This is a genomic window from Kitasatospora fiedleri (assembly GCF_948472415.1).
Taxonomy (GTDB): Bacteria; Actinomycetota; Actinomycetes; order Streptomycetales; family Streptomycetaceae; genus Kitasatospora; species Kitasatospora fiedleri.
In genome coordinates, this window is sequence record NZ_OX419519.1 from 2,747,887 (window position 1) to 2,767,957 (window position 20,071).

Annotated in this window: 18 protein-coding genes and 2 pseudogenes; 8 read left to right on the forward strand and 12 right to left on the reverse strand. The window is 74.6% G+C overall.

Annotated elements, in window-relative coordinates:
- Position 1: 1 nt before the first annotated feature.
- A pseudogene (locus QMQ26_RS12760) lies at positions 2-1,242 on the reverse strand (substrate-binding domain-containing protein).
- Between the two features lie 311 nt (positions 1,243-1,553).
- Here QMQ26_RS12760 and QMQ26_RS12765 point away from each other — a divergent pair.
- Both QMQ26_RS12765 and QMQ26_RS12770 read left to right on the forward strand, forming a co-directional pair.
- On the forward strand, positions 1,554-2,327 hold the full coding sequence (locus tag QMQ26_RS12765) for a CoA transferase subunit A (protein ID WP_100838134.1): 774 nt from the start codon (positions 1,554-1,556) through the stop codon (positions 2,325-2,327).
- The gene (locus QMQ26_RS12770) at positions 2,324-2,968 is read left to right on the forward strand and encodes a 3-oxoacid CoA-transferase subunit B (RefSeq protein WP_282205778.1); all 645 of its coding nucleotides are present in this window, start codon (positions 2,324-2,326) and stop codon (positions 2,966-2,968) included. The genes QMQ26_RS12765 and QMQ26_RS12770 overlap by 4 nt, the downstream gene beginning before the upstream one ends.
- A gap of 61 nt (positions 2,969-3,029) precedes the next feature.
- On the opposite strand, the gene QMQ26_RS12775 is transcribed toward QMQ26_RS12770, so the two are convergent.
- Complete coding sequence (locus QMQ26_RS12775) at positions 3,030-3,740, reverse strand: uracil-DNA glycosylase (RefSeq protein ID WP_199847038.1); 711 nt, start codon at positions 3,738-3,740, stop codon at positions 3,030-3,032.
- A 315-nt stretch (positions 3,741-4,055) separates the two neighbouring features.
- Between QMQ26_RS12775 and QMQ26_RS12780 the strand changes: the two genes are divergently transcribed.
- The 5 genes and pseudogenes from QMQ26_RS12780 to yidC all read left to right on the forward strand — a co-directional run bounded on the left by QMQ26_RS12780 (position 4,056) and on the right by yidC (position 7,705).
- Positions 4,056-4,835, forward strand: coding sequence for an HAD-IIA family hydrolase (locus QMQ26_RS12780; protein ID WP_100838132.1), 780 nt, complete (start codon positions 4,056-4,058; stop codon positions 4,833-4,835).
- Between the two features lie 227 nt (positions 4,836-5,062).
- Positions 5,063-5,287, forward strand: coding sequence for a hypothetical protein (locus QMQ26_RS12785; protein ID WP_282205779.1), 225 nt, complete (start codon positions 5,063-5,065; stop codon positions 5,285-5,287).
- 92 nt (positions 5,288-5,379) lie between these two features.
- Positions 5,380-6,452 (forward strand): annotated as a pseudogene (locus QMQ26_RS12790) (Gfo/Idh/MocA family oxidoreductase).
- 124 nt (positions 6,453-6,576) lie between these two features.
- The gene (locus QMQ26_RS12795) at positions 6,577-6,864 is read left to right on the forward strand and encodes a DUF6412 domain-containing protein (RefSeq protein ID WP_282205780.1); all 288 of its coding nucleotides are present in this window, start codon (positions 6,577-6,579) and stop codon (positions 6,862-6,864) included.
- Positions 6,865-7,066: 202 nt separating this feature from the next.
- Complete coding sequence (gene yidC / locus QMQ26_RS12800) at positions 7,067-7,705, forward strand: membrane protein insertase YidC (protein ID WP_282205781.1); 639 nt, start codon at positions 7,067-7,069, stop codon at positions 7,703-7,705.
- Positions 7,706-7,774: 69 nt separating this feature from the next.
- Here yidC and QMQ26_RS12805 read toward each other — a convergent pair whose 3' ends face one another.
- The 10 genes from QMQ26_RS12805 to QMQ26_RS12850 all read right to left on the reverse strand — a co-directional run bounded on the left by QMQ26_RS12805 (position 7,775) and on the right by QMQ26_RS12850 (position 19,390).
- Entirely contained in the window at positions 7,775-10,555 is a 2,781-nt protein-coding gene (locus QMQ26_RS12805; protein ID WP_282205782.1) for a right-handed parallel beta-helix repeat-containing protein, read from the reverse strand.
- A gap of 94 nt (positions 10,556-10,649) precedes the next feature.
- Positions 10,650-11,648, reverse strand: coding sequence for an adenosine deaminase (locus QMQ26_RS12810; protein WP_100838677.1), 999 nt, complete (start codon positions 11,646-11,648; stop codon positions 10,650-10,652).
- Between the two features lie 116 nt (positions 11,649-11,764).
- Positions 11,765-13,051: a DUF445 domain-containing protein gene (locus QMQ26_RS12815; protein WP_318552235.1), complete on the reverse strand. Its 1,287-nt coding sequence runs from the start codon at positions 13,049-13,051 to the stop codon at positions 11,765-11,767.
- Positions 13,052-13,136: 85 nt separating this feature from the next.
- Complete coding sequence (locus QMQ26_RS12820) at positions 13,137-14,426, reverse strand: nucleotide sugar dehydrogenase (RefSeq protein WP_282206507.1); 1,290 nt, start codon at positions 14,424-14,426, stop codon at positions 13,137-13,139.
- Positions 14,427-14,568: 142 nt separating this feature from the next.
- Positions 14,569-15,786, reverse strand: a complete 1,218-nt coding sequence (locus tag QMQ26_RS12825) for a glycosyltransferase family 2 protein (RefSeq protein WP_100838127.1) — start codon at positions 15,784-15,786, stop codon at positions 14,569-14,571.
- Between the two features lie 61 nt (positions 15,787-15,847).
- On the reverse strand, positions 15,848-16,816 hold the full coding sequence (locus QMQ26_RS12830) for an ABC transporter ATP-binding protein (protein WP_282205785.1): 969 nt from the start codon (positions 16,814-16,816) through the stop codon (positions 15,848-15,850).
- 13 nt (positions 16,817-16,829) lie between these two features.
- Positions 16,830-17,663, reverse strand: coding sequence for an ABC transporter permease (locus QMQ26_RS12835; protein ID WP_282205786.1), 834 nt, complete (start codon positions 17,661-17,663; stop codon positions 16,830-16,832).
- Entirely contained in the window at positions 17,656-18,462 is an 807-nt protein-coding gene (locus QMQ26_RS12840; protein ID WP_282205787.1) for an ABC transporter permease, read from the reverse strand. Before QMQ26_RS12840 ends, QMQ26_RS12835 begins: the two co-directional genes overlap by 8 nt.
- Positions 18,463-18,571: 109 nt before the next feature.
- The gene (locus QMQ26_RS12845) at positions 18,572-18,874 is read right to left on the reverse strand and encodes a GroES family chaperonin (RefSeq protein ID WP_051732111.1); all 303 of its coding nucleotides are present in this window, start codon (positions 18,872-18,874) and stop codon (positions 18,572-18,574) included.
- A gap of 174 nt (positions 18,875-19,048) precedes the next feature.
- Complete coding sequence (locus QMQ26_RS12850; RefSeq protein ID WP_100838125.1) at positions 19,049-19,390, reverse strand: DUF3618 domain-containing protein; 342 nt, start codon at positions 19,388-19,390, stop codon at positions 19,049-19,051.
- 151 nt (positions 19,391-19,541) lie between these two features.
- Here QMQ26_RS12850 and bcp point away from each other — a divergent pair, with 151 nt between their 5' ends.
- On the forward strand, positions 19,542-20,015 hold the full coding sequence (gene bcp, locus QMQ26_RS12855) for a thioredoxin-dependent thiol peroxidase (protein WP_282205788.1): 474 nt from the start codon (positions 19,542-19,544) through the stop codon (positions 20,013-20,015).
- Positions 20,016-20,071 lie beyond the last annotated feature (56 nt).

Consider the following 20,071-nt stretch of genomic DNA (forward strand, 5'->3'; position numbering starts at 1 on the left):
CTCAGCCCGCCATCGGGGCGACCGGCGGGGCGACCTGGTCGGCGTCCAGGGTCCTGACCGCGGTGGGCTTGGCGTCGGCGCCGCTGCCGACCAGCTTGACCTGGAACATCGGCTGGAGCAGCGCGTGGTCCTCGGCCCGGACGGTGAGCTTCCCCTTGACGCCGTCGAAGCTCCAGCCCTCCAGGGCCTTGACCAGCGCGTCGGTGTCGGCGTCGGAGCCCCGGTTGGCCTCCAGCGCGTGCACCACCATCTGGGCGGCGGTGAAGCCGTCGGGGGTGAACAGGTCGGGCTTGGAGCCGGCCGCGGTGACCGCGTCGGTCATCGCCTTCTCGGCCGCGGTGCCGGCGGCGCCGCCGAAGTAGTGGTTCAGGAAGTCGATCTTCTCGGCGGCCGGGCCGAACAGCGGGTACGAGGCGGCCACGTCGAGGCCGGTGACGACCTTGGTCGCGGAGAACACGTCCTGCTGGTTGAGCGAGGTCCACAGCGCGGACGCGGTGTCGCCGGCCCAGGCGACGTACAGCAGGTCGGGCCCGGCGTCCTTGGCCTGGGTGGCGAACGGGGTCAGGTCGGTGGCGGACGGCGGGGCCAGCACGGCGTCCACGGTGGCGCCCTCGGCGCCCAGCACGGCCTTGACGGCGGCCACGTTGGCCTGGCCGAAGGCGTTGTCCTGGGCCAGCACGGTGACCTTCTTCCCCTTGGCGTCGCCGATGAACGAGGCGGCGGCCCGGGTGTCCTGGTACGACTGGCGGCCGGAGCGGAAGGTGTACCTGTTCAGGCCGGTGACCTTGTCGGCGGCGGCCGGGCCGGAGATGAACAGCACCTTGTTCTGCGCGGCGATCGGGCCGACCTGGAGCGCCACGCCGGAGGCGGTGGAGCCCGCCAGGATCTTGTAGTTCTTGCCGATCAGGTCCTTGGCGGCGGAGACCGCCTTCGCCGGGTCGCCCGCGTCGTCCTGCTCGGCGACCTCCACCGGGTGGCCGTCCACGGCGCCGGTGCCCTTGGTGGCGTACGCGAGGCCCGCCTTGAAGCCCTCCAGGTACTGCTTGCCGTAGGCGGCCAGCGGGCCGGTCTTCGAGTACACCAGGCCGACCTTGACCGGGCTGCTGTCGCCCCGCCGCTCCCGGCCCCGGTCGAGGTGCCCGCGGTGCCGGCCTTCGCGCAGCCCGCGGCGAGCAGCACGCAGGCGGCCAGTGCGGCGAGCTTCCGGACGGGGCGTCTGTGGGTGGCGTCCGTGACTGGCATGGTGGGGGGCTCCTGACGTACCGGTGCTGGTGGGATGCCGGAACCGTAGGGGCGCGCCCGGTGGGACGACATGTGACGGAACCACACAGCGGCCGCCCGCACTGCGTGGCCCGCCGCCATGTCGCGGCGGCGGGCGGCCGGAGGTGTGCGGCGGGCACATGGCGGGCGCCCGCGCCATGGGGCCGTCCGCCATGGAAAGCCCCGGGGCCTGCGGGGAGGGTGGTGCGCCAGTCGGTCCCTCCCCTGCACCCCCTCTCCCCTGCACCCCCTCTCCTGCACCCCCTGCCCTCTCCTGGTAAAGGCGGCCCCCCTTGGACAAGGTCCTGGACTCCCCGGCCCGCGCGGTCGGGGACATTCCCGACGGCGCCCTGCTCGCGGTCGGCGGCTTCGGCCTGTGCGGCATCCCGTCCACCCTGATCGGCGCCCTGGTCGACGCCGGCACCACCGGCCTGCGGGTCGTCTCCAACAACTGCGGGGTGGACGACTGGGGCCTGGGCCTGCTGCTGCGGGCCGGCCGGATCGCCCGGATGACCTCCTCCTACGTCGGCGAGAACAAGGAGTTCGCCCGCCGGTACCTGAACGGCGAGCTGGAGGTCGAACTCACCCCGCAGGGCACCCTGGCCGAACGCCTGCGGGCCGGCGGCGCGGGCATCCCCGCCTTCTACACCCCGGCCGGGGCCGGCACCCAGGTCGAGGAGGGCGGCCTGCCCTGGCGCTACGCCCCCGGCGGCGGCGCGGTCGCGCTGGCCTCCCCGCCCAAGGAGGTCCGCGAGTTCGGCGGCCGCCGCCACCTGCTGGAGGAGGCGATCCACGCCGACTTCGCGCTGGTGCGCGCCGAGGTCGCCGACCGGCACGGCAACTGCGTCTTCCACGCCGCCGCCCGCAACTTCAACCCGCTGTGCGCCACCGCCGGCCGGGTCACCGTGGTCGAGGCCGACCGGATCGTCGAGCCCGGCGAGATCCCGCCGGACGCCGTCCACCTGCCCGGCGTGTACGTCGACCGGATCGTCGCCGCCGACCCCGCCGACCGCCGCGTCGAGCGGCGCACCGTCCGCCGCCCCGCCGCCCCGGAGGAGTCCCGATGACCACCGCCGCCCCCTCGGACCCGCGCGCGGCGCTCGCCGCCCGGGCCGCCCGCGAACTGCGCGACGGCCAGTACGTCAACCTCGGCATCGGCCTGCCCACCCTGATCCCGGACCACCTGCCGCCGGGCGTGCACGTCGTCCTGCACTCCGAGAACGGCATCCTCGGCACCGGCCCCTACCCGGCGGACGCCGACGTCCACCCCGACCTGGTCAACGCCGGCAAGGAGACGGTCACCGTCAACCCCGGTGCGGCGTACTTCGATTCGGCGTTCTCCTTCGGCATGGTGCGCGCCGGGCGGATCGACGTCTCGGTGCTCGGCGCGATGCAGGTCTCCGCGGGCGGCGACCTCGCCAACTGGATGATCCCCGGCAAGATGGTCAAGGGCATGGGCGGCGCGATGGACCTGGTCCACGGGGCCCGCCGGCTGATCGTGGTGATGGAGCACACCGCGAAGGACGGCACCCCCAAGATCGTGGACGAGCTCTCCCTGCCCGCCACCGGCCGGGCCGTCGTCCACCGGATCGTCACCGACCTGGCCACCCTCGACGTCACCCCCGAGGGCCTGCGGCTGGTCGAACTCGCGGACGGCGTCACCCTCGACCGGCTGCGCGCCGCCACCGAACCGCCGGTCCTCGCCTGAGCCGAGCACGGCCGGGGCCCGGGGGAGGCACTCCCCCGGGCCCCGGCCCCGGCTCGTGCCGCTACTTGTTCAGGTTCGGGATCTGCCAGTCGATCGGCTTCCGGCCGAAGCCCTCCAGGGCCTCGTTGATCTGCGAGAACGGCTTGCTGCCGAGGAACAGCTTCGCGGACAGCGGCGACGGGTGCGCGCCCTGGACGACCACGTGGCGGCCGGTGTCGATCAGCGGGAGCTTCTTCTTCGCGTAGCCGCCCCAGAGCACGAACACGCAGGGCTCCTCGCGGGCGCTGACCGCCTTGATCACCGCGTCGGTGAACTTCTCCCAGCCCTTGTTCTTGTGCGAGTTGGCCTCGTGCGCCCGCACGGTGAGCACCGCGTTGAGCAGCAGCACGCCCTGCTCGGCCCACGGCATCAGGTACCCGTTGTCGGGCACCGCCAGGCCGAGGTCGGTGTGCAGCTCCTTGTAGATGTTGCGCAGCGACGGCGGGGTCCGGACGCCCGGCAGCACGGAGAAGCTCATGCCGTGCGCCTGGCCGTTGTCGTGGTACGGGTCCTGACCGAGGATCAGCACCCGGACGTCCTGGTACGCGGTCGCGGCGAGCGCCGAGAACTCCTGCCCGGCGGGCGGGAACACCTCGTGCTCGGCGCGCTCGGCGGCCAGGAACTCGGTCAGCTGCGCGTAGTAGGGCTTGCCGGTCTCCTCGGCGAGCACCCCCCGCCAGGACTCGGGCAGTTCCGGCGCGCCGTTCGCGGACGTCTGGGCCAGCTCCGTCACGTTGTACCTCCCACCGGCCGCGCCGCACGGCGGCCGCTCTCACTCGTGCGTTCCGCGGGCCCGTCCCGGACCCGCCGCGGTGAACGCTACACAGTCGCGCCGACAGCCCGCTCCGCCCGCCGCGGCCCGGGGCCCGCGGGTGTTCTCGCGGATGTCGGCGGGCGCCGGCGGGCGCGGACGCCCCTGTGGCCGGCCGACCGGGACGACTAGGCTGATCGGCGTTGGGGCAGCCTGTGGCGCCCGGCCGGCCAGTGGTGTCCGGTCGGAGCGATCACGAAGATCGTTCGACCTGTGCAAGACCAAGGAGACACCCACGTGGCAGACCGCAAGCCCATCGAGACCTGGCTGACCGACATGGACGGAGTCCTCATCCACGAGGGCGTGCCGATCCCGGGGGCCGATGCCTTCCTCCAGCGGCTGCGTGAGTCCGGAAAGCCCTTCCTGGTGCTCACCAACAACTCGATCTACACCCAGCGCGACCTGCACGCCCGACTGGCCCGGATGGGCCTGGACGTGCCCGCCGAGCACATCTGGACCTCCGCCCTGGCCACCGCCAAGTTCCTGGACGACCAGCGCCCGGGCGGCACCGCGTACGTGATCGGCGAGGCGGGCCTGACCACCGCGCTGCACGACATCGGCTACGTGCTGACCGACACCGCCCCGGACTTCGTCGTGCTGGGCGAGACCCGGACGTACTCCTTCGAGGCGATGACCAAGGCCGTCCGGCTGATCAACGACGGCGCCCGGTTCATCGCCACCAACCCGGACGAGACCGGCCCGTCCGCCGAGGGCGCGCTGCCCGCGACCGGCGCGGTGGCCGCGCTGATCACCAAGGCGACCGGCGTGGAGCCGTACTTCGTCGGCAAGCCGAACCCGCTGATGATGCGGGCCGGCCTGAACGCGATCGGCGCGCACTCGGAGCACAGCGCGATGATCGGCGACCGGATGGACACCGACATCGTCTCCGGCATGGAGGCGGGCATGTCGACCTTCCTGGTCCTCACCGGCCTGACCCAGGCGTCCGAGGTCGAGCGCTTCCCGTACCGGCCGACCGAGGTGGTCCGCTCGATCGCCGACCTGGTCGAGCTGATCTGACGCCCCCGCGCCCGCTCGGACCGGACCGGACCGGGCCCCGGCGCACGGCCGGGGGCCCGGTCCGGGAACGGCGGGTGACCGGCCGGCCCCGGACCGTCGACCCCGGTGCGGGGCGTCTCAACACCGCCTTAAGCCGCCCGTAACTACCCTGACGTACCGTCAGTTACCGTACTGAGAACGGTTAGCGTCCCGGACACGCCCGCTCCGCCCGACGCAAGGGAGCCCCGATGGCCTCCGTCCACCGCACCGCCACCGCCCGCACCGCCACCGTTCGCGCCGCCGTGCTGCTGGCCGTCGCCGCCCTGCTGGCCGGGCCGGCCGTGCGGCTCGCCGGGTCCGGGGAGGGCGCCGCGGTGCTCAACGGCGTGCTGCTGTCGGTGGGCTCGGTGCTGCTGCTGACCGGCGCCGCGTTCGCCGTGCGGCACCGGTGCCGCCCCCCGTCCGAGCGCTGACCGGCCCCTCCCCCGGCCCGCCCCGCCGGCGGGGCGGGCCGGACCGGGCGGCCTCCGCCGCCGCGGCGGGCCGGGGTGGTTGAGTGGAGGGCATGAGCAGCACGCCCTCCGCCCCGTTCCGCGTCGGCCTGATCGGCTACGGCCTGGCCGGTTCCGCCTTCCACGCCCCGCTGATCGCCGGCACGCCCGGACTCCGGCTGGACGCGGTGGTCACCGCCAACCCCGACCGCCGCGCCCGGTTGCACCGCGACCACCCGGGCGCCCGCGCCCTCGACACCCCGAGCAGCTGTTCGAGGACGCCGACCGGTTCGACCTGGTGGTGATCGCCTCCCCCAACCGCACCCACGTCCCGCTCGCCCGCACCGCCCTGCTGGCGGGCCTGGCCACCGTGGTCGACAAGCCGCTGGCCGCGACCAGCGACCAGGCCCGCGACCTGTGCGAGTTCGCCGAGAAGTCCGGCCTGCTGCTGTCGGTGTTCCAGAACCGCCGCTGGGACGGCGACTTCCTGACCGCGGCCCGCCTGATCGCGGAGGGGCGCCTCGGCCGGGTGCACCGCTTCGAGTCCCGCTTCGAGCGCTTCCGCCCCAAGCCGAAGGCGGGCTGGCGCGAGCTGGCCGACCCGGCCGAGGTCGGCGGCACCCTGTACGACCTGGGCAGCCACCTGGTCGACCAGGCGCTCACCCTGTTCGGGCCGGTCGAGACGGTGTACGCGGAGATCGACGTGCGCCGCGACGGCGCGGTGGTCGACGACGACGCCTTCCTGGCCCTCACCCACACCGGCGGCGTCCGCTCCCAGCTGTGGACCAGCGCCCTCGCCCCGCTCGCCGGGCCCCGGCTGCGCGTCCTCGGCGACAGCGCCGGCTACGTCAAGTTCGGCATGGACCCGCAGGAGGCCGCGCTGCGGGCGGGCCGCCGCCCGGGCGCGCCGGACGGGCCCTGGGGCGACGACGACCCGGCCGCGTACGGCCTGCTCGGCAACGACGGCGACGCCGAGTCCGTCACCACCGACCCCGGCGACTACCCGGCCTACTACGCGGGCATCGCCGCCTCGCTCGCCGACCGCACCCCGCCGCCCGTCGACCCGCGCGACGCCGTCGCCACCCTCGCCGTCCTGGAGGCCGCCCGCGCCTCCGCCGCGACGGCCTCGGTGGTCCGCCTGCCCTGACCACCGCGTCGACGGCGGGGTCGGGAACCACGGACCGCCACCCCGCCGTTGACGTACCGTCGGACCCGAACCCGGGCCCCGGCCCCGACCCCGACCCCGACCCCGACCCCAGGAGGTGCGCACCGTGTCGGCCACGCCGCTGCTGCTCGCGCTGCTCCGGGTCCTCACCGGCGACCTGCCCGCCGGTCCGGGCGCGCTGACCGCGGCCGCCGCGCTGCTCCTGCTCGCCGCCGTCGCCACCGGCGCCGCCCTCGCCGCGGCCCGCGTCCCCGGTGCCCGCACCCCGGCCGCCGTCCACGCGGGCGCCCTGCGCCGCCGGGCCTACCGCACCGCCTACCTCGCGCCGCGCGACCCGGACGCCCCGGGCCGCGCCCGCCCCCGCGCCCCGGGACAGCCGCCCGCGGCCGCCTGAGGGGCCCGTTCCTGCTCCGCGCCTCCTCGAAACTCCCGTGCCCCCCACCGGGGCCGGGAGTGCACCCGGGGAAGCGCGCGAGCGACCACGCACCCTCCCCGACCCCAGCCGCGCGCGCCCGCGTGCCCGGCGCCGTCGGTCCCCTCCGCGCGTCCGCCCTCCGAGCACCGTCGCCAGTCCCGCCGACTCCCGGAGAGCCACCGTGTCCGTCCTGAGCGTCCTCGACCCCGCCGTCCACCTCGCCCACTTCGCCGTCGCGACCCTCGCCACCGCCGTCCCCACCGCGGCCGCGATCGTCCTGTTCACCCTGGCGGTCCGCGCCGCCCTGCACCCGCTGGCCCGTTCCGCGGCCCGCGCCGAACGGGCCCGCACCCGGATCGCGCCCCGGGTCGCCCGGCTGCGCGAACGGCACGCCAAGGACCCCGCCCGGCTGAACCGCGAACTGCTCGCCCTGCACCGCGCCGAGGGCACCGGCCCGCTCGCGGGCCTGCTCCCGGTACTGCTACAAGCCCCGTTCTTCTCGGTGATGTACCGCCTGTTCACCACCGCCCCGGGCCACCTGCTGGACGCGACACTCGCGGGCGTCCCGCTCGGCACCCGCCCCGCGACCGCCCACACCCCGGCCCAGTTCGCGCTGTTCGCCGCCCTGGAGGCGGCCCTGCTCGCCCTGGCCTGGTACAACGCCCGCCGCGCCGCGCACTCCCCCACGACGGCCGGCCCGACCCGCTGGCTGGCCTTCGGCACCCCGCTGTTCGCCCTGCTGCTGCCCGCGGCGGGCGCGCTCTACCTGCTGACCAGCACCGCCTGGACGACGGCCGAGCGCCGGTACCTGCACCGCTGAGCGCGGCCGGGAACGCCGCGTCCCCGGGGCGGCGGGCGCTCCGGGGACGCGGCGTGGGCCGAGCGGGTGTCAGGCGTTCTGGTAGTAGCCGAAGATGTCGACGATCAGGTTGATGTCGCCGTCGCTCTCGTTGAAGAAGTCGATGACGCCCCGTCCCGACGCGACCTGCACCAGGTTCGGCACGGTGTCGCCCCGCTTCCAGTTCAGCGAGGAAGTGGTCGGCGGGTAGACCGGGGAGGTGTTGTTGTTCTTGTAGTTGTCCAGGGTGTTCGGGTCCGAGGCGACGGACAGGTGGCCGTTGTCCCGGGTGTCGGTGACGGTGGCGTTGAAGACGAACGCCGGGATGTCGCCGCGCGTGGTCATCGGCAGGTAGGCGTAGTAGCGGCCGTGCAGCGGCAGCGCGCCCTTCCACAGCGCGGGGTCGCGGGTGTCGAGCAGCCGCTCCGGGTCGACCGGCATGAACGCGCCCCTCTCGTTGGCGCCGTAGTAGCCGACCACGTCGACGATCACGTCGGTGCCGGCCCAGGCGCCGTTGAACACCCGGATCCTGCCGTCCGCGCCGACCGGCACGACCACCGAGTTGGCGACGGTCTGTCCGGCGGTGAAGTTGAGGTTCGACGCGGTGGGCACGGCCTGCCCGCTCGGGTAGACGATCAGGTGGCCGTCCTCGCGCGGGTTGGTGACGGTGACGTTCAGCGCGACGGCGGTGATGCCGCCGCCGGGCAGGCCCGGGGCCGCACCGGCGACCTGCACCGGGACGGAGTTGCGTCCGGCGATCTGGGCGCGCGGAGCACCGGTGCCGTCCCGGGTGTCGACCAGGCGGGTCGGGCCGACGGCCGCGTAGCCGGCGGCCGGGGACGGGGTGAAGTAGCCGGTGATGTCGGCGACCAGGTCGGTCGCGCCCCAGCCGCCGTTGTACAGGTCGACGTATCCGTCGACGCCGATCGGCACCATCACCAGGTTCGGCACGCTCTGCCCGGTCCGGTAGTTGACGTTCGAGGTGTTCGGCCGCTGGCCGCCCTCCGGGTACGCCGTGACGTGGCCGTCGGCGGCCGGGTTGGTCACCGTCACGTTCAGCACCGCGGCGGTCGCGTCCGCCGGGATGCCGTTCGCGCCGCCGACCTTGAGCCTGACCGTCCCGTACGGGGCGATCCGGCCCTTGGCCGGGACACCGGTGCCGTCCCGGCTGTCGAGCAGCCGCTTCGGGCCGTACGCGGTGTACTGCGAGCCGAGCGTGGAGACCTTCACCGTGTTGCGGACGGTGTTGCCGGTCTTCTCGTAGTCGGTGACGGTGACGGTGTAGTCGCCGAGCTTCTGGTAGACGTGCTGCGCCGTGGTCTTCACCGGCTTGTCGCCGTAGAAGTTGAGGACGTCGGTGGTGCCGTCGCCCCACTGCAGGTAGATGTCCTGGGCGACCGGCAGGGTGGTCACGTCGATGTCCATCGTGATGCCGAACGCGCTGGTGCTCCTCGCGTCGAGCGCCACCGCGAAGCCGGGGTTGTTGCTCTGGTGCCTGACCGCGCCGCGGTCGGCCAGCGGGCCGTGGCCGAAGTAGTCGGTGGCCGGGACGCCGGGCGCGGACGGGTTGGCGGTGCCGATCGCGGCGGAGCCGGTCTGCAGGGCGTAGGCGACGCCGCTCTCCCAGCCGGTGTTGACGTACTGCGGCGCGACCGTCTCGACGGTGTCGTGCGCGCCCTGGGCGGGCACGGCGGCCCGGAAGGCGGCGACGGTCGGGTACCCGGTGCCGGCCCAGCGGTAAGGTCCGGCGCCGGTGGACGTCTCGGCGTAGAAGTCGTTGTAGTCGGCGGTGGTCGCCGGGGCCGCCTCGGCCGCGACCGCCACGGCGGGTTGGCCGGAGTCGCAGGCGGCCGCGGCGGCCGACTCGACCACCAGGTTGTTCTGGACCGACACGGCGGTCGAGGCGCCGTCCACGGCGACGGCGGGCAGGCAGCCGCGCTGGACGGTGTTGTTGGTGACGTTCAGCCCCTGCACGCCGGTGGCTGAGATGCCGACGGACGGCTGGTAGTTCCAGGAATTGTCGAGGGCGACGGCGTTGACCAGGTTGCCGGCCAGGGTGACGTCCTTCGCCCCCTCGGCCACCGCGATCGCCGCGGTGCCGGGGGCCGTGCCGGACATCGTGGTGTACGTCCTGGCCACGGTGACCGCGCTGGACGCGCCGTCGACGGTCAAGGCGCCGGCGGCGCCCCCGTAGAGGTGGAGGGAGTCGAGGGTGACCCGTGCGGAGCCCTTGACGGCCACGCCCGGTCCGCCGCCGCCGCCGAAGAAGGTGAGTCCGCTGACCGTCACGTCGCTGACCCCGTCCAGGGTCAGGCCGGGCTTTCCGACCGTGTAGTCCTGCGCCATGATCCGCGGGGCGTTGGTGCCGCCGGTGATGGTCAGGCCGGAGGTGCGGACGACCACGGTCTCCGTGTCGCTGGGCGGGAGAGCCCCCTCGTCCCTGCCGTCGACCCGGATCGCGTCGCCGGGCACGGCGGCGTCCACCGCCCGCTGTACGGTGCAGAACGGCGCGGCCTGGGTGCCCGTGCCCCGGTCCGTGGTGCAGCCGACCCGGGTGAGGACGTAGACGGTCCGGCCGGTGGACGGCACGGCGGCGGCCCGGGCGCCAGCGGCGGCCGGCTTCGCGGTGGCGGTACCGGGTGACTCCTCCTGGAGCCGGAACGACTTGTCGGCCGGGCTGGTGAACGTCCTGGCGCCGGCCGGCTCCCACCCCCGGGGGGTGGCGGCCTGGCCGGCGTTCGGGGCCGGGTCGGCGGCGTGCGCCGCTCCCGGCAGGAAGGCGACCGAGGCAGCGAGAGCCGCGGCGGACGCGATGAGACGGCGGTGGAGCACCGACCCCCCAGGTCTGGAAAAGTCTGAAGATCGCCTGATGGCGGCGTCAGACTACCGACCCGTACGCGGCCGAACAACTCCCTTTCCGGAACGCTCAGGCGGTGGGCCAGGCCGCCAGGTAGGTGTCGATCTCGCCGGTCAGCCGGCGCTTCGCGGCCTGGTCGAGGAAGGACGCCTCGACCGCGTTGCGGGCGAGCGCCGCGACGCCGGACTCGTCCAGGCCGAGGAGCTTCGCGGCGACCGCGTACTCGGTGTTCAGGTCGGTGCCGAACATCGGCGGGTCGTCGCTGTTGATGGTGACCAGCAGGCCGGCGTCGACCATCTGCCGGACGGGGTGGTCCTCGATCCGCTCGACCACCCGGGTCGCCAGGTTGGAGGTCGGGCAGACCTCCAGCGGGATGCGGTGCTCGCCCAGGTAGTCGACCAGCGCCGGGTCCTTCACCGACTGGGTGCCGTGCCCGATCCGCTCCGCTCCGAGCAGCCGGATCGCGTCCCACACCGTCTCGGGGCCGGTCGACTCGCCCGCGTGCGGCACGCTGTGCAGGCCGGCCGCCCGGGCCCGGTCGAAGTACGGCTTGAACTGCGGGCGCGGCACGCCGATCTCGGGGCCGCCGAGCCCGAACGAGACCAGCCCGTCGGGGGCCAGGTCGAGGGCGAGGCGGGCGGTCTCCTCGGCGGAGGCCAGCCCGGCCTCGCCGGGGATGTCGAAGCACCAGCGCAGCACGATGCCGAGGTCCTGCTCGGCGGACCGCCGGGCGTCCTCGATCGCCTCCATGAAGGCGGTGTCGGGGATGCCGCGGTTGACCGACGAGTAGGGGGTGACGGTCAGTTCGGCGTACCGGATGTTCTGCCGGGCCATGTCCTGGGCGACGCCGTACGTCAGCGCCCGGACGTCCTCGGCGTCCCGGATCAGGTCGACGACGCTCAGGTACACCTCGATGAAGTGCGCGAAGTCGGTGAAGGTGAAGTACTCGGCGAGCGCCTGCGGGTCGGCCGGCACCCGGCTGCGTCCGGCGTGCCGGGCCGCCAGCTCGGCCACCACCCGCGGCGAGGCCGAGCCCACGTGGTGGACGTGCAGCTCCGCCTTCGGCATTCCGGCGATGAACGCCTCGATCCCCTGGACACCCTCGGCCACGGCACGCTCCCGTTCTGCTCTCACCCGGACCCGGACAGACCTCGCATGCTAACCCGCGGCGGCCCGCCGCACCGTCAGCCCCCCAGCGCGGTGCTGACGGTGTGGATGAGCAGGCCGGCCAGCGCGCCGACCACCGTGCCGTTGATCCGGATGAACTGGAGGTCGCGGCCGACGTTGGCCTCGATCTTGCGGGAGGCGTCGGCGGCGTCCCAGCCGGCCACCGTCTCGGAGATCAGCGAGGTGATCTGCTCCCGGTAGTTGGTGACCACGTAGTCGACGGCGTTCAGCAGCCAGCTGTCGGTCTTCGCCTGGAGCCGGCCGTCGGTGGCGAGCCGGCGGCCCAGCGTGCGCAGCGCCTCGGTGAGGCGGCGGCGCAGCTCGCTGTCCTCGTCCTCGGCGGCGTTGAGCACCAGGGCGCGGACGGCCGCCCACGAGGAGGCGATCAGGTCCTGCACCTCGGGGCGGGCCAGCAGCTCGGACTTGGCGCGCTCCACCCGCTCGATGGTGGCGGGGTCGTGCTGGAGCTCGCGCGCGAAGTCGGCGAGGAAGTTGTCGAGCGCGCCGCGCGCGGGGTGGACCGGGTCGTCGCGGACGTCGCCGACGAAGCGCAGCAGCTCCTTGTAGACCCGCTCCCCCACCTGCTGGTCGAGGAACTTCGGCGTCCAGCCCGGGGTCTTGGCGGTGACCCGGGCGACCACCTCGCCGTGGTGCGCGACCAGCCAGTCGTGGGCGCGCGCCACCACCAGGTCGACCACGCCCTTGTGGCCGTCGTCGGCGACGATCCGGCCGAGCAGCCGCCCGGCGGGTTCGGCGACCGAGGTGGCGGCGGCCCGCCGGGTGACCGCCTCGGCGACCACGGCCTGCACGTCCTCGTCGCGGAGCACCTCCAGCAGGCCGCGCAGCGCGGCGGCGGCCTCGCGGGTGACGCGCTCGGGGTTGCCGGGCGCGCGGAGCCACTCGCCGAGCAGCCGGGACACCCCGATCCGGCCGAGCCGGGCCCGGACCACCGGCCCGGACAGGAAGTTGTCGCCGACGAAGTCGCCGAGCGAGCGCCCGAAGGCGTCCTTCTTGGTCGGGATGATCGCGGTGTGCGGGATCGGCAGCCCGAACGGCCGGCGGAACAGCGCGGTGACGGCGAACCAGTCGGCGAGCGCGCCGACCATGCCCGCCTCGGCGGCGGCCGCGACGTACCCGGCCCAGGCGCCCGCGCCGGACGCCTTCGCCCAGGTGGCGAGGGCGAACACCAGCGTGGCCAGGGCGAGCAGCCCGGTCGCGACGGTCTTCATCTTCCGCACACCGCGCCGCTTCTCCTCGTCGGCGGCGGTGAAGCTGACCCCTGGGGCCGTCTGGTCCGTGCTCACCCCGCCAGCCTGGCACACCGCGCGCCGGAAAAGGCAGCCGCCCCGCACATCCGTCCGTCCGGGGCCGGGGCCGCGGCGTCCCCGCTCAGCCGCCCCCGCCGAGCACGATCCGCCGCACGCCCTCCCACCGTTCGGGGTCGGTGACCCGGCGGCCGTCGAGCAGCACCCGCACGCCCGGGAAGTCGATCGCGCCGAGGTCCCGGTACTCGGGGTGGTCGGCCTGCACGACCAGCGCGGCGGCGGGCTTGCCCTGGTCGGGCGGCAGGCCGAGGGCGGCCAGTTCCTCCGGCCGGTAGAGCGGGTCGCTGACGCCGACCTCCGCCCCGGCCGCCCGGAGCGCGGCGACCAGCGGGAAGACCCCGGAGTACGCGGTCTCCTTGACCCCGCCCCGGTAGGACGCGCCGAGCACCGTCACCGCGACGCCCGCCAGCGGGCCGATCGCGCCCTCCAGCAGGCCGACCGCGTACGCCGGGACCTGCTCGTTGGCCTCGCGGGCGGCCCGCACCACGCCGGCCCCCGGGTCGTTCCACAGGTACAGCCGGGGGTAGACCGGGATGCAGTGGCCGCCGACCGCGATGCCGGGGCGGTGCAGGTGGCTGTAGGGCTGCGAGTTGCAGGCGTCGATGACCTCGGCGAGGTCGACGCCGACCCGGTCCGCGTACCGGGCGAACTGGTTGACCAGCGCGATGTTGACGTCCCGGTAGGTGGTCTCGGCGAGCTTGGCGAACTCGGCGGCCTCCGTCCCGGACAGCGCCCAGACGCCGTTGCCGCGCGGCAGGTCGGGGCGCGGGTCGAAGTCGAGCACCGCCCGGTAGAAGGCGACGCCGCGCCGGGTGGACTCCTCGTCGATGCCGCCGACCAGCTTGGGGTAGCGCCGCAGGTCGGCGAAGACCCGCCCGGTGCGGACCCGTTCGGGGCTGAACACCAGCGCGAAGTCCCGTCCGGCGGCCAGCCCGGAGCCGGTCTCCAGCCGCCGGGCGAAGCGGCCGCGGACGGTGCCCACCGGCAGGGTGGTCTCGTAGCTGACCAGGGTGCCGGGGCGCAGTCCGGCGGCGACGGCGTCGGTGGCGGCGTCCAGCAGCGCGAAGTCGGGGTTGCCGTCGGGGTCGGTGACCAGCGGGACGACGATCACCACGGCGTCGGCCCCGGCGGTGGCGGCGGCGGTGTCGGTGGTGGCGCGCAGCCGGCCGGCCGCGACGGCCTCGGCGAGCCGCTCGTCGAGGTGCGCCTCGCGCGGGAAGGGGGGCCGGCCGGCGGTGACGGCGGCGACCACCTCGGGGGCGATGTCGGCGCCGGTCACCAGGTGGCCCTTGCCAGCGTACTGGACGGCCAGCGGCAGGCCGATCTTGCCCAGGCCGACCACGCAGACGTCCAGCACCGCGTTCTGCTGCGGGGCCTGGCCCGCCGCGTCCGGCTCGGGGCCGGGCCCGCCGGGTCCCCCGCACCCGTCGCGTCCTGTTCCAGGAGCGCGTCCCGCACCGGAGCGCCGTGCGCCGCGTCCCGCTCCGGCACCCCGTTCACCGGGCACCCCGCAGCAGCCCGGCCAGGCCGTCCCGGCGGGCCCTGCGCAGCGCGCGCTTGACGGCCCACCGGGCGCGGCGCAGCGGCGCGGGGACGAGGCGGCGCCAGCCGGCCGGTCCGGGGGCGCGGCCGAGTTCGAACAGGGCGTCGGGCAGGCCGAGGCGCTTGTCGCGGAACATCGGGTGGTCAGCGTAGAGCCGGGAGCCGCGGCGGACGGCGGGCGGCTCGCCGTGGTCCTGCTCCCAGGTGATCAGGTCGCACAGGGCGAGCAGTTCGCCGCGCCGGGCCAGGGCCAGCCGGAGCCGGGCGGGGACGGGCAGGGTGCGGAACACGGCGGGCGAGCAGTGCCGGTCGGTGAACCGGCCGATCTCCTGGACGATCCGGCGCTGTACGGCGGGCGGTTCGGCGAGGAACGGCGCCTGGAGCAGCTGCGGGACGTCCCAGCTGAAGTAGCGGGCCCGCACGGCGTCCCGGTCGGGCCCGGGCAGGGTGCTGCGGTCGAGCACCTCGTGGGCGGCGGTGAAGCCGCGCAGCCGGTCCATCGGCCCGGCCCGGTGGGTGACGTTGGAGCGGTCCCGGCGCAGCACCAGGTGGTAGTAGTCGTAGTCGGCGAGGACGGAGACCTTGCGGGCGTGCAGCAGCGCGCCGAGGGTGAAGGGCTGGTCGGAGTGGATGACCAGGTCCTCGCGGCGGCGCAGCCCGTGGGCGGTGACGAGTTCGCGGCGGAACAGCTTGGTGTCGCCGAGCGCCCAGGCGAGCGCGGAGTCGGTGAAGCCGACCTGTTCGGCGGTGCGGTCGAAGATGCCCTGCGGGACGACCCGGCCGTGTTCGCCGACCTGCTTGGGGATCAGCACGTCGGACTGCCAGCGGTCGGCGGCCTCGACCATCCGCTCCAGCGCCTCGGGGCCGAGCCAGTCGTCGGCGCCGAGGTACAGCAGGTAGCGGCCGCGGGCGAGTTCGGTGCCGCGGTTGGTGGGTCTGGCGGGGCCGCCGGAGGCGGGCTGCCGGACGGTGCGGAACAGTCCGGGGTGGGCGGCCGCGTAGCGGGCGAGTTCCTCGGTGCTGCCGTCGCTGGAGCCGTCGTCGACGGCGACCACCTCCATCCGGTGCGGCTCGATGCTCTGGCCCACCAGCGAGTCCAGGCAGGCGGTCAGGTAGGGCATGGTGTCGTGGACGGCGATCACCACGCTGACGTCCGGTCCTTGCTCGGTCACGAGGTGTCAACTCCCGTACCGGCCGACTGGTCACCTTCGCCACCCGAACGGGTGAGGGGGGTCAGGCCACCGGCGCGGCGGCGCTCCCGGCGTAGATCCGGGCGATCACGTCCTCGATCGCGGGCTCCCGCAGCGACAGGTCGACCAGCGGGTAGCGCTCGGCGACGGCGGCGACGATCGGGGCGGCGCTCTGCCGGGCCGGGAAGGCCAGCCACTGGCGCGGGCCCTCGGCCTTGACCACCCGGACGCCGGGCAGCTCGATCGGCGGGTGCGCCCCGGCCAGGTCGACCACCAGGGTCCGTTCGCTGCCGCCGATCTCGTGCAGCCGCTCCAGCGGGCCGTCCAGGACGAGGCGGCCGTGGTCGATCACCATCACCCGGCCGCACAGCTGCTCGATGTCGGTCAGGTCGTGGGTGGTGAGCAGCACGGTGGTGCGCCGCTCCCGGTTGGTCTCGCGCAGGAACTCGCGGACCTTGGCCTTGCTGACCACGTCGAGCCCGATGGTGGGCTCGTCGAGGTAGAGCACGCCGGGGTCGTGCAGCAGGGCGGCGGCGAGGTCGCCGCGCATCCGCTGGCCGAGCGAGAGCTGCCGGACGGGGGTGTCCAGCAGGGCGGCCAGGTCGAGCAGTTCGACGCAGCGGTCGAGGTTGGCGCGGTACCTGGCGTCGGGGATGCGGTAGATCCGCCGGGCCAGTTCGTAGCTGTCGCGCAGCGGCAGGTCCCACCACAGGGTGGTGCGCTGCCCGAACACCACGCCGATCCGGCGGGCGAGTTCGGAGCGGCGGGCGGCCGGGTCGACGCCGGCCACCCGCAGCCGTCCGCCGGTGGGCACCAGGATGCCGGTGAGCATCTTGACGGTGGTGGACTTCCCGGCGCCGTTCGGGCCGATGTAGCCGACGCACTCGCCCTCGGCGACGCTGAACGTCAGCCCGTCGACGGCCCGCACCTCGCGCCTGCCGCGGCGCCAGCGCCCTTCGCCGGTGCGGACGGTGAAGCTCCGCCGGACGTCCTCGACCTCGATCATCGCCATGGTTCCCCTTCCGTCAGCTTCCGGTGGAGCGGTAGGCGCGCAGCCCGGCCCGCCAGGCCAGGCCGGCCGCCAGCAGGCAGAGCGCGGCGGCCAGCGGCGCGGCGAACCGGAAGCCGACCGGCAGGCCGAGCGGGTCGGGCCGGCCCAGGACGTGCAGGGCGGGCAGCCAGTTGACGAAGGCCAGCGGGACGCCGAACACGGTGCCCGCGACGACCTCCCGGGCGAACACGGTGGGCGGGTACTGGAGCAGGGTGGCCCCGCCGTACGTCACCGAGTTCTGCAGTTCGGCGGCCTCGCCCCACCAGAACTGCACGCAGGAGCAGCCGACGAACAGCGCGCAGAAGATCAGCGTGCCGCAGAGCAGCAGCGCGGGCACCATCAGCACCCGGTCCCAGGTCCAGTGCACGTCCAGCGCGGTGAGCGACCAGCCGAGCACGGCGAGGGCCTGGAGCAGCCGGCCCAGGCGGCGCAGCGAGAAGCGCTCGGCGGCGAGTTGGGCCAGCGCGGGGGCGGGCCGGATCAGCATGGTGTCCAGGCTGCCGGCCCGCACCCGCTCGCCCAGCCCGCTGACCGAGCCGACCAGGACGTTGGCCGCGCCGAGCGCGATCGAGGAGGTGGCGTACAGGAAGGCGGTCTCCGGCAGCGTCCACCCGGCCAGTTGCCGGGTGTGGCCGAACATCAGCAGCAGGACGGTGAAGTCCAGGAAGGTGATCAGGGTGTTGGCGACCAGGCTGAGCACGAACGAGGCCCGGTAGGCCATGGTGGAGCGGATCCACATCCCGGCGATCAGCCACCAGGAGCGCACCGCCCAGCCGGCCCGGGCCGCCGGGCCCTCCGGCTCAACCACCCTGCACCACCACCCGGCGCACCGCCAGCGCCTGCCCGGCCCGGCCGAGGGCCAGCAGCGCGGCGGCCCAGGCCAGTTGGAACCCGTACAGGCTCAGCAGGCCGGTGCCGGTGCGCCGCCGCAGCAGCACGTCGGCGGGCAGCTGCACCATCGCCGAGAACGGCAGCACCCGGGCCAACTCGCCGAGCAGGCCCGGGAAGAGGGCCAGCGGGAGCAGCATCCCGGAGAAGAACATCGACACCACGGTCATCGCGGCCCGCACCCCCTCGGACTCGTGCAGCCAGAACCCGGTCAGCGAGGCCAGGAAGCGCAGCCCGAAGCTGACCAGCACCGCCAGCGCCACCGCCAGCAGGAACTCGGCCCACACCAGCGGGCTGCGCGGCAGCGCCAGGTCGAACAGCGCGGCGCCCACCAGCACCGGCAGCGCGCCCCTGGTGACCAGGTGGAACGCGGCCCGCCCCAGGTCGGTGGCCAGCCACCAGCCCTGGAAGTCCACCGGCCGGTAGAGGTCGACCGCGATGTCGCCGCTGCGGAAGCGCGCCTGGAGGTCGTCCTGGAAGCCGCCGCCCCAGACCGCGACCGTCGCCAGCAGGGCCTGGCTGATCCAGATGTAGGTGACCGCCTGCGCGGCGTCGTAGCCGCCCAGCCCGGGCCGGGCCCGCCAGAGCGCGAGCATGGTGTACGCCAGGATGATCCCGAACACGCTGTTGGTGACCGTCCCGGCGACCGTGGCCGCCCGGTACGTGGAGTAGCGCCGGAACGCGCCCCGGGCCACCGACCAGTAGAGCGCGCCGACCACGTTGCCCCCTCGCCGACGATCCCGGTACCCGGACGGCCCACCAAGCTACGCCCGGCACCGCCCGTCCCGCACCCCGTTTGTTCCGGGTCCGGCCCTGTCGGCGCGGCTGCTACAGGTACAGCCCGGTCGAGCCCTCCAGGTCGCCGAACCGCCCGGCCGCCACCGCGTGCAGGTCGCGCTCGCGCAGCAGCACGTACGTCGCCCCGCGGACCTCGACCTCCAGCTTGTCCTCCGGGTCGTACAGCACCCGGTCGCCGGGCTCGACGGACCGGACGCTCTGGCCGACGGCCACCGCCTCGGCCCACGCGCAGCGCCGCGACAGTTCGGCGGTCGCCGGGATCAGGATGCCGCCGGTGGAGCGGCGCTCGCCCTCGCCGGTCTCGGTCCGCACCAGCACCCGGTCGTGCAGCATCCGGATCGGCAGCTTCTCGCCGAGCCGGTCGTGCCGCCCGTGCCGGTCGTGCGGTTCGTCCCGGTCGGCCGCGGCCGTGTTCTGCGTGTCGTTCTCGCTCACGCCCCGACCGTACCGGACCGCGGAAACGGCGGGGCCCCGGGCACCGGCCCGGGGCCCCGCGGCGGGCTGCGGTCAGCCCTTGCGCCGCCGCCGCGCCGAGGCGATCAGCAGCACCACGCCGACGCCGACCAGCGCGGCCGGCACCACCCGCTCCGTCCGCAGCCGCCCGTCCTCGTCGACGAACTTCGACTTCACCTGCTCGACGGCGCCGCTCGCGGCCACGTACGCCTGCCCGGCCTTCTGCTCGACCGAGGCCCGGACCTTGGCCTTGGCCTGCGCGGCGACGGTGGCCGGGTGGACGCGCATGGCGAGTTCGTCGAGGGTCACGGCGAGCCGGTCCCTCGTCCCGGCGATGTCCGCCTCGATCTGGGCCGTCGTACGCGGTGCCGACGTGTCCTTGCCGCTCGCTGCCACTGGGGCCACCCCATCTCTGTTACCGCTAGGCACTTCTTCTCCGTCGACAGTCTGTCAGCTCACCGCCGCACGCGCGCAGCGCCACCCACCAACGGGAGTAGGTTGATCCCGCAGCACGACCACCCGTCCACTCCCGAGGAGAGCCCCGACCGTGAGCGAGCGCCTGCAGCCCGGCGACACCGCCCCCGCCTTCACCCTGCCCGACGCCGACGGGAAGGAGGTGTCGCTGGCCGACCACCTGGGCCGGAAGGTGATCGTCTACTTCTACCCCGCCGCTCTTACCCCGGGCTGCACCAAGCAGGCCTGCGACTTCACCGACAACCTGGAGGTGTTCGCGGGCGCCGGCTACGACGTGATCGGCGTCTCGCCGGACAAGCCGGAGAAGCTCGGGAAGTTCCGCGAGACCGAGCAGCTGAAGGTGACCCTGCTGTCCGACCCGGAGCACCGGGTGCTGGAGGCGTACGGCGCGTACGGCGAGAAGGTGAACTACGGCCGCACCTACCAGGGCGTGATCCGCTCCACGGTCGTGGTGGACGAGGAGGGCAGGGTGGAGCGGGCGCTGTACAACGTCCGGGCCACCGGCCACGTCGCCAAGCTGCTCAAGGACCTGAAGGTCGGCCGGTGAGCTCCTGAACGGCGCAGCGGTGGCGGCCGACCCCCCGACCGGGTCGACCGCCACCG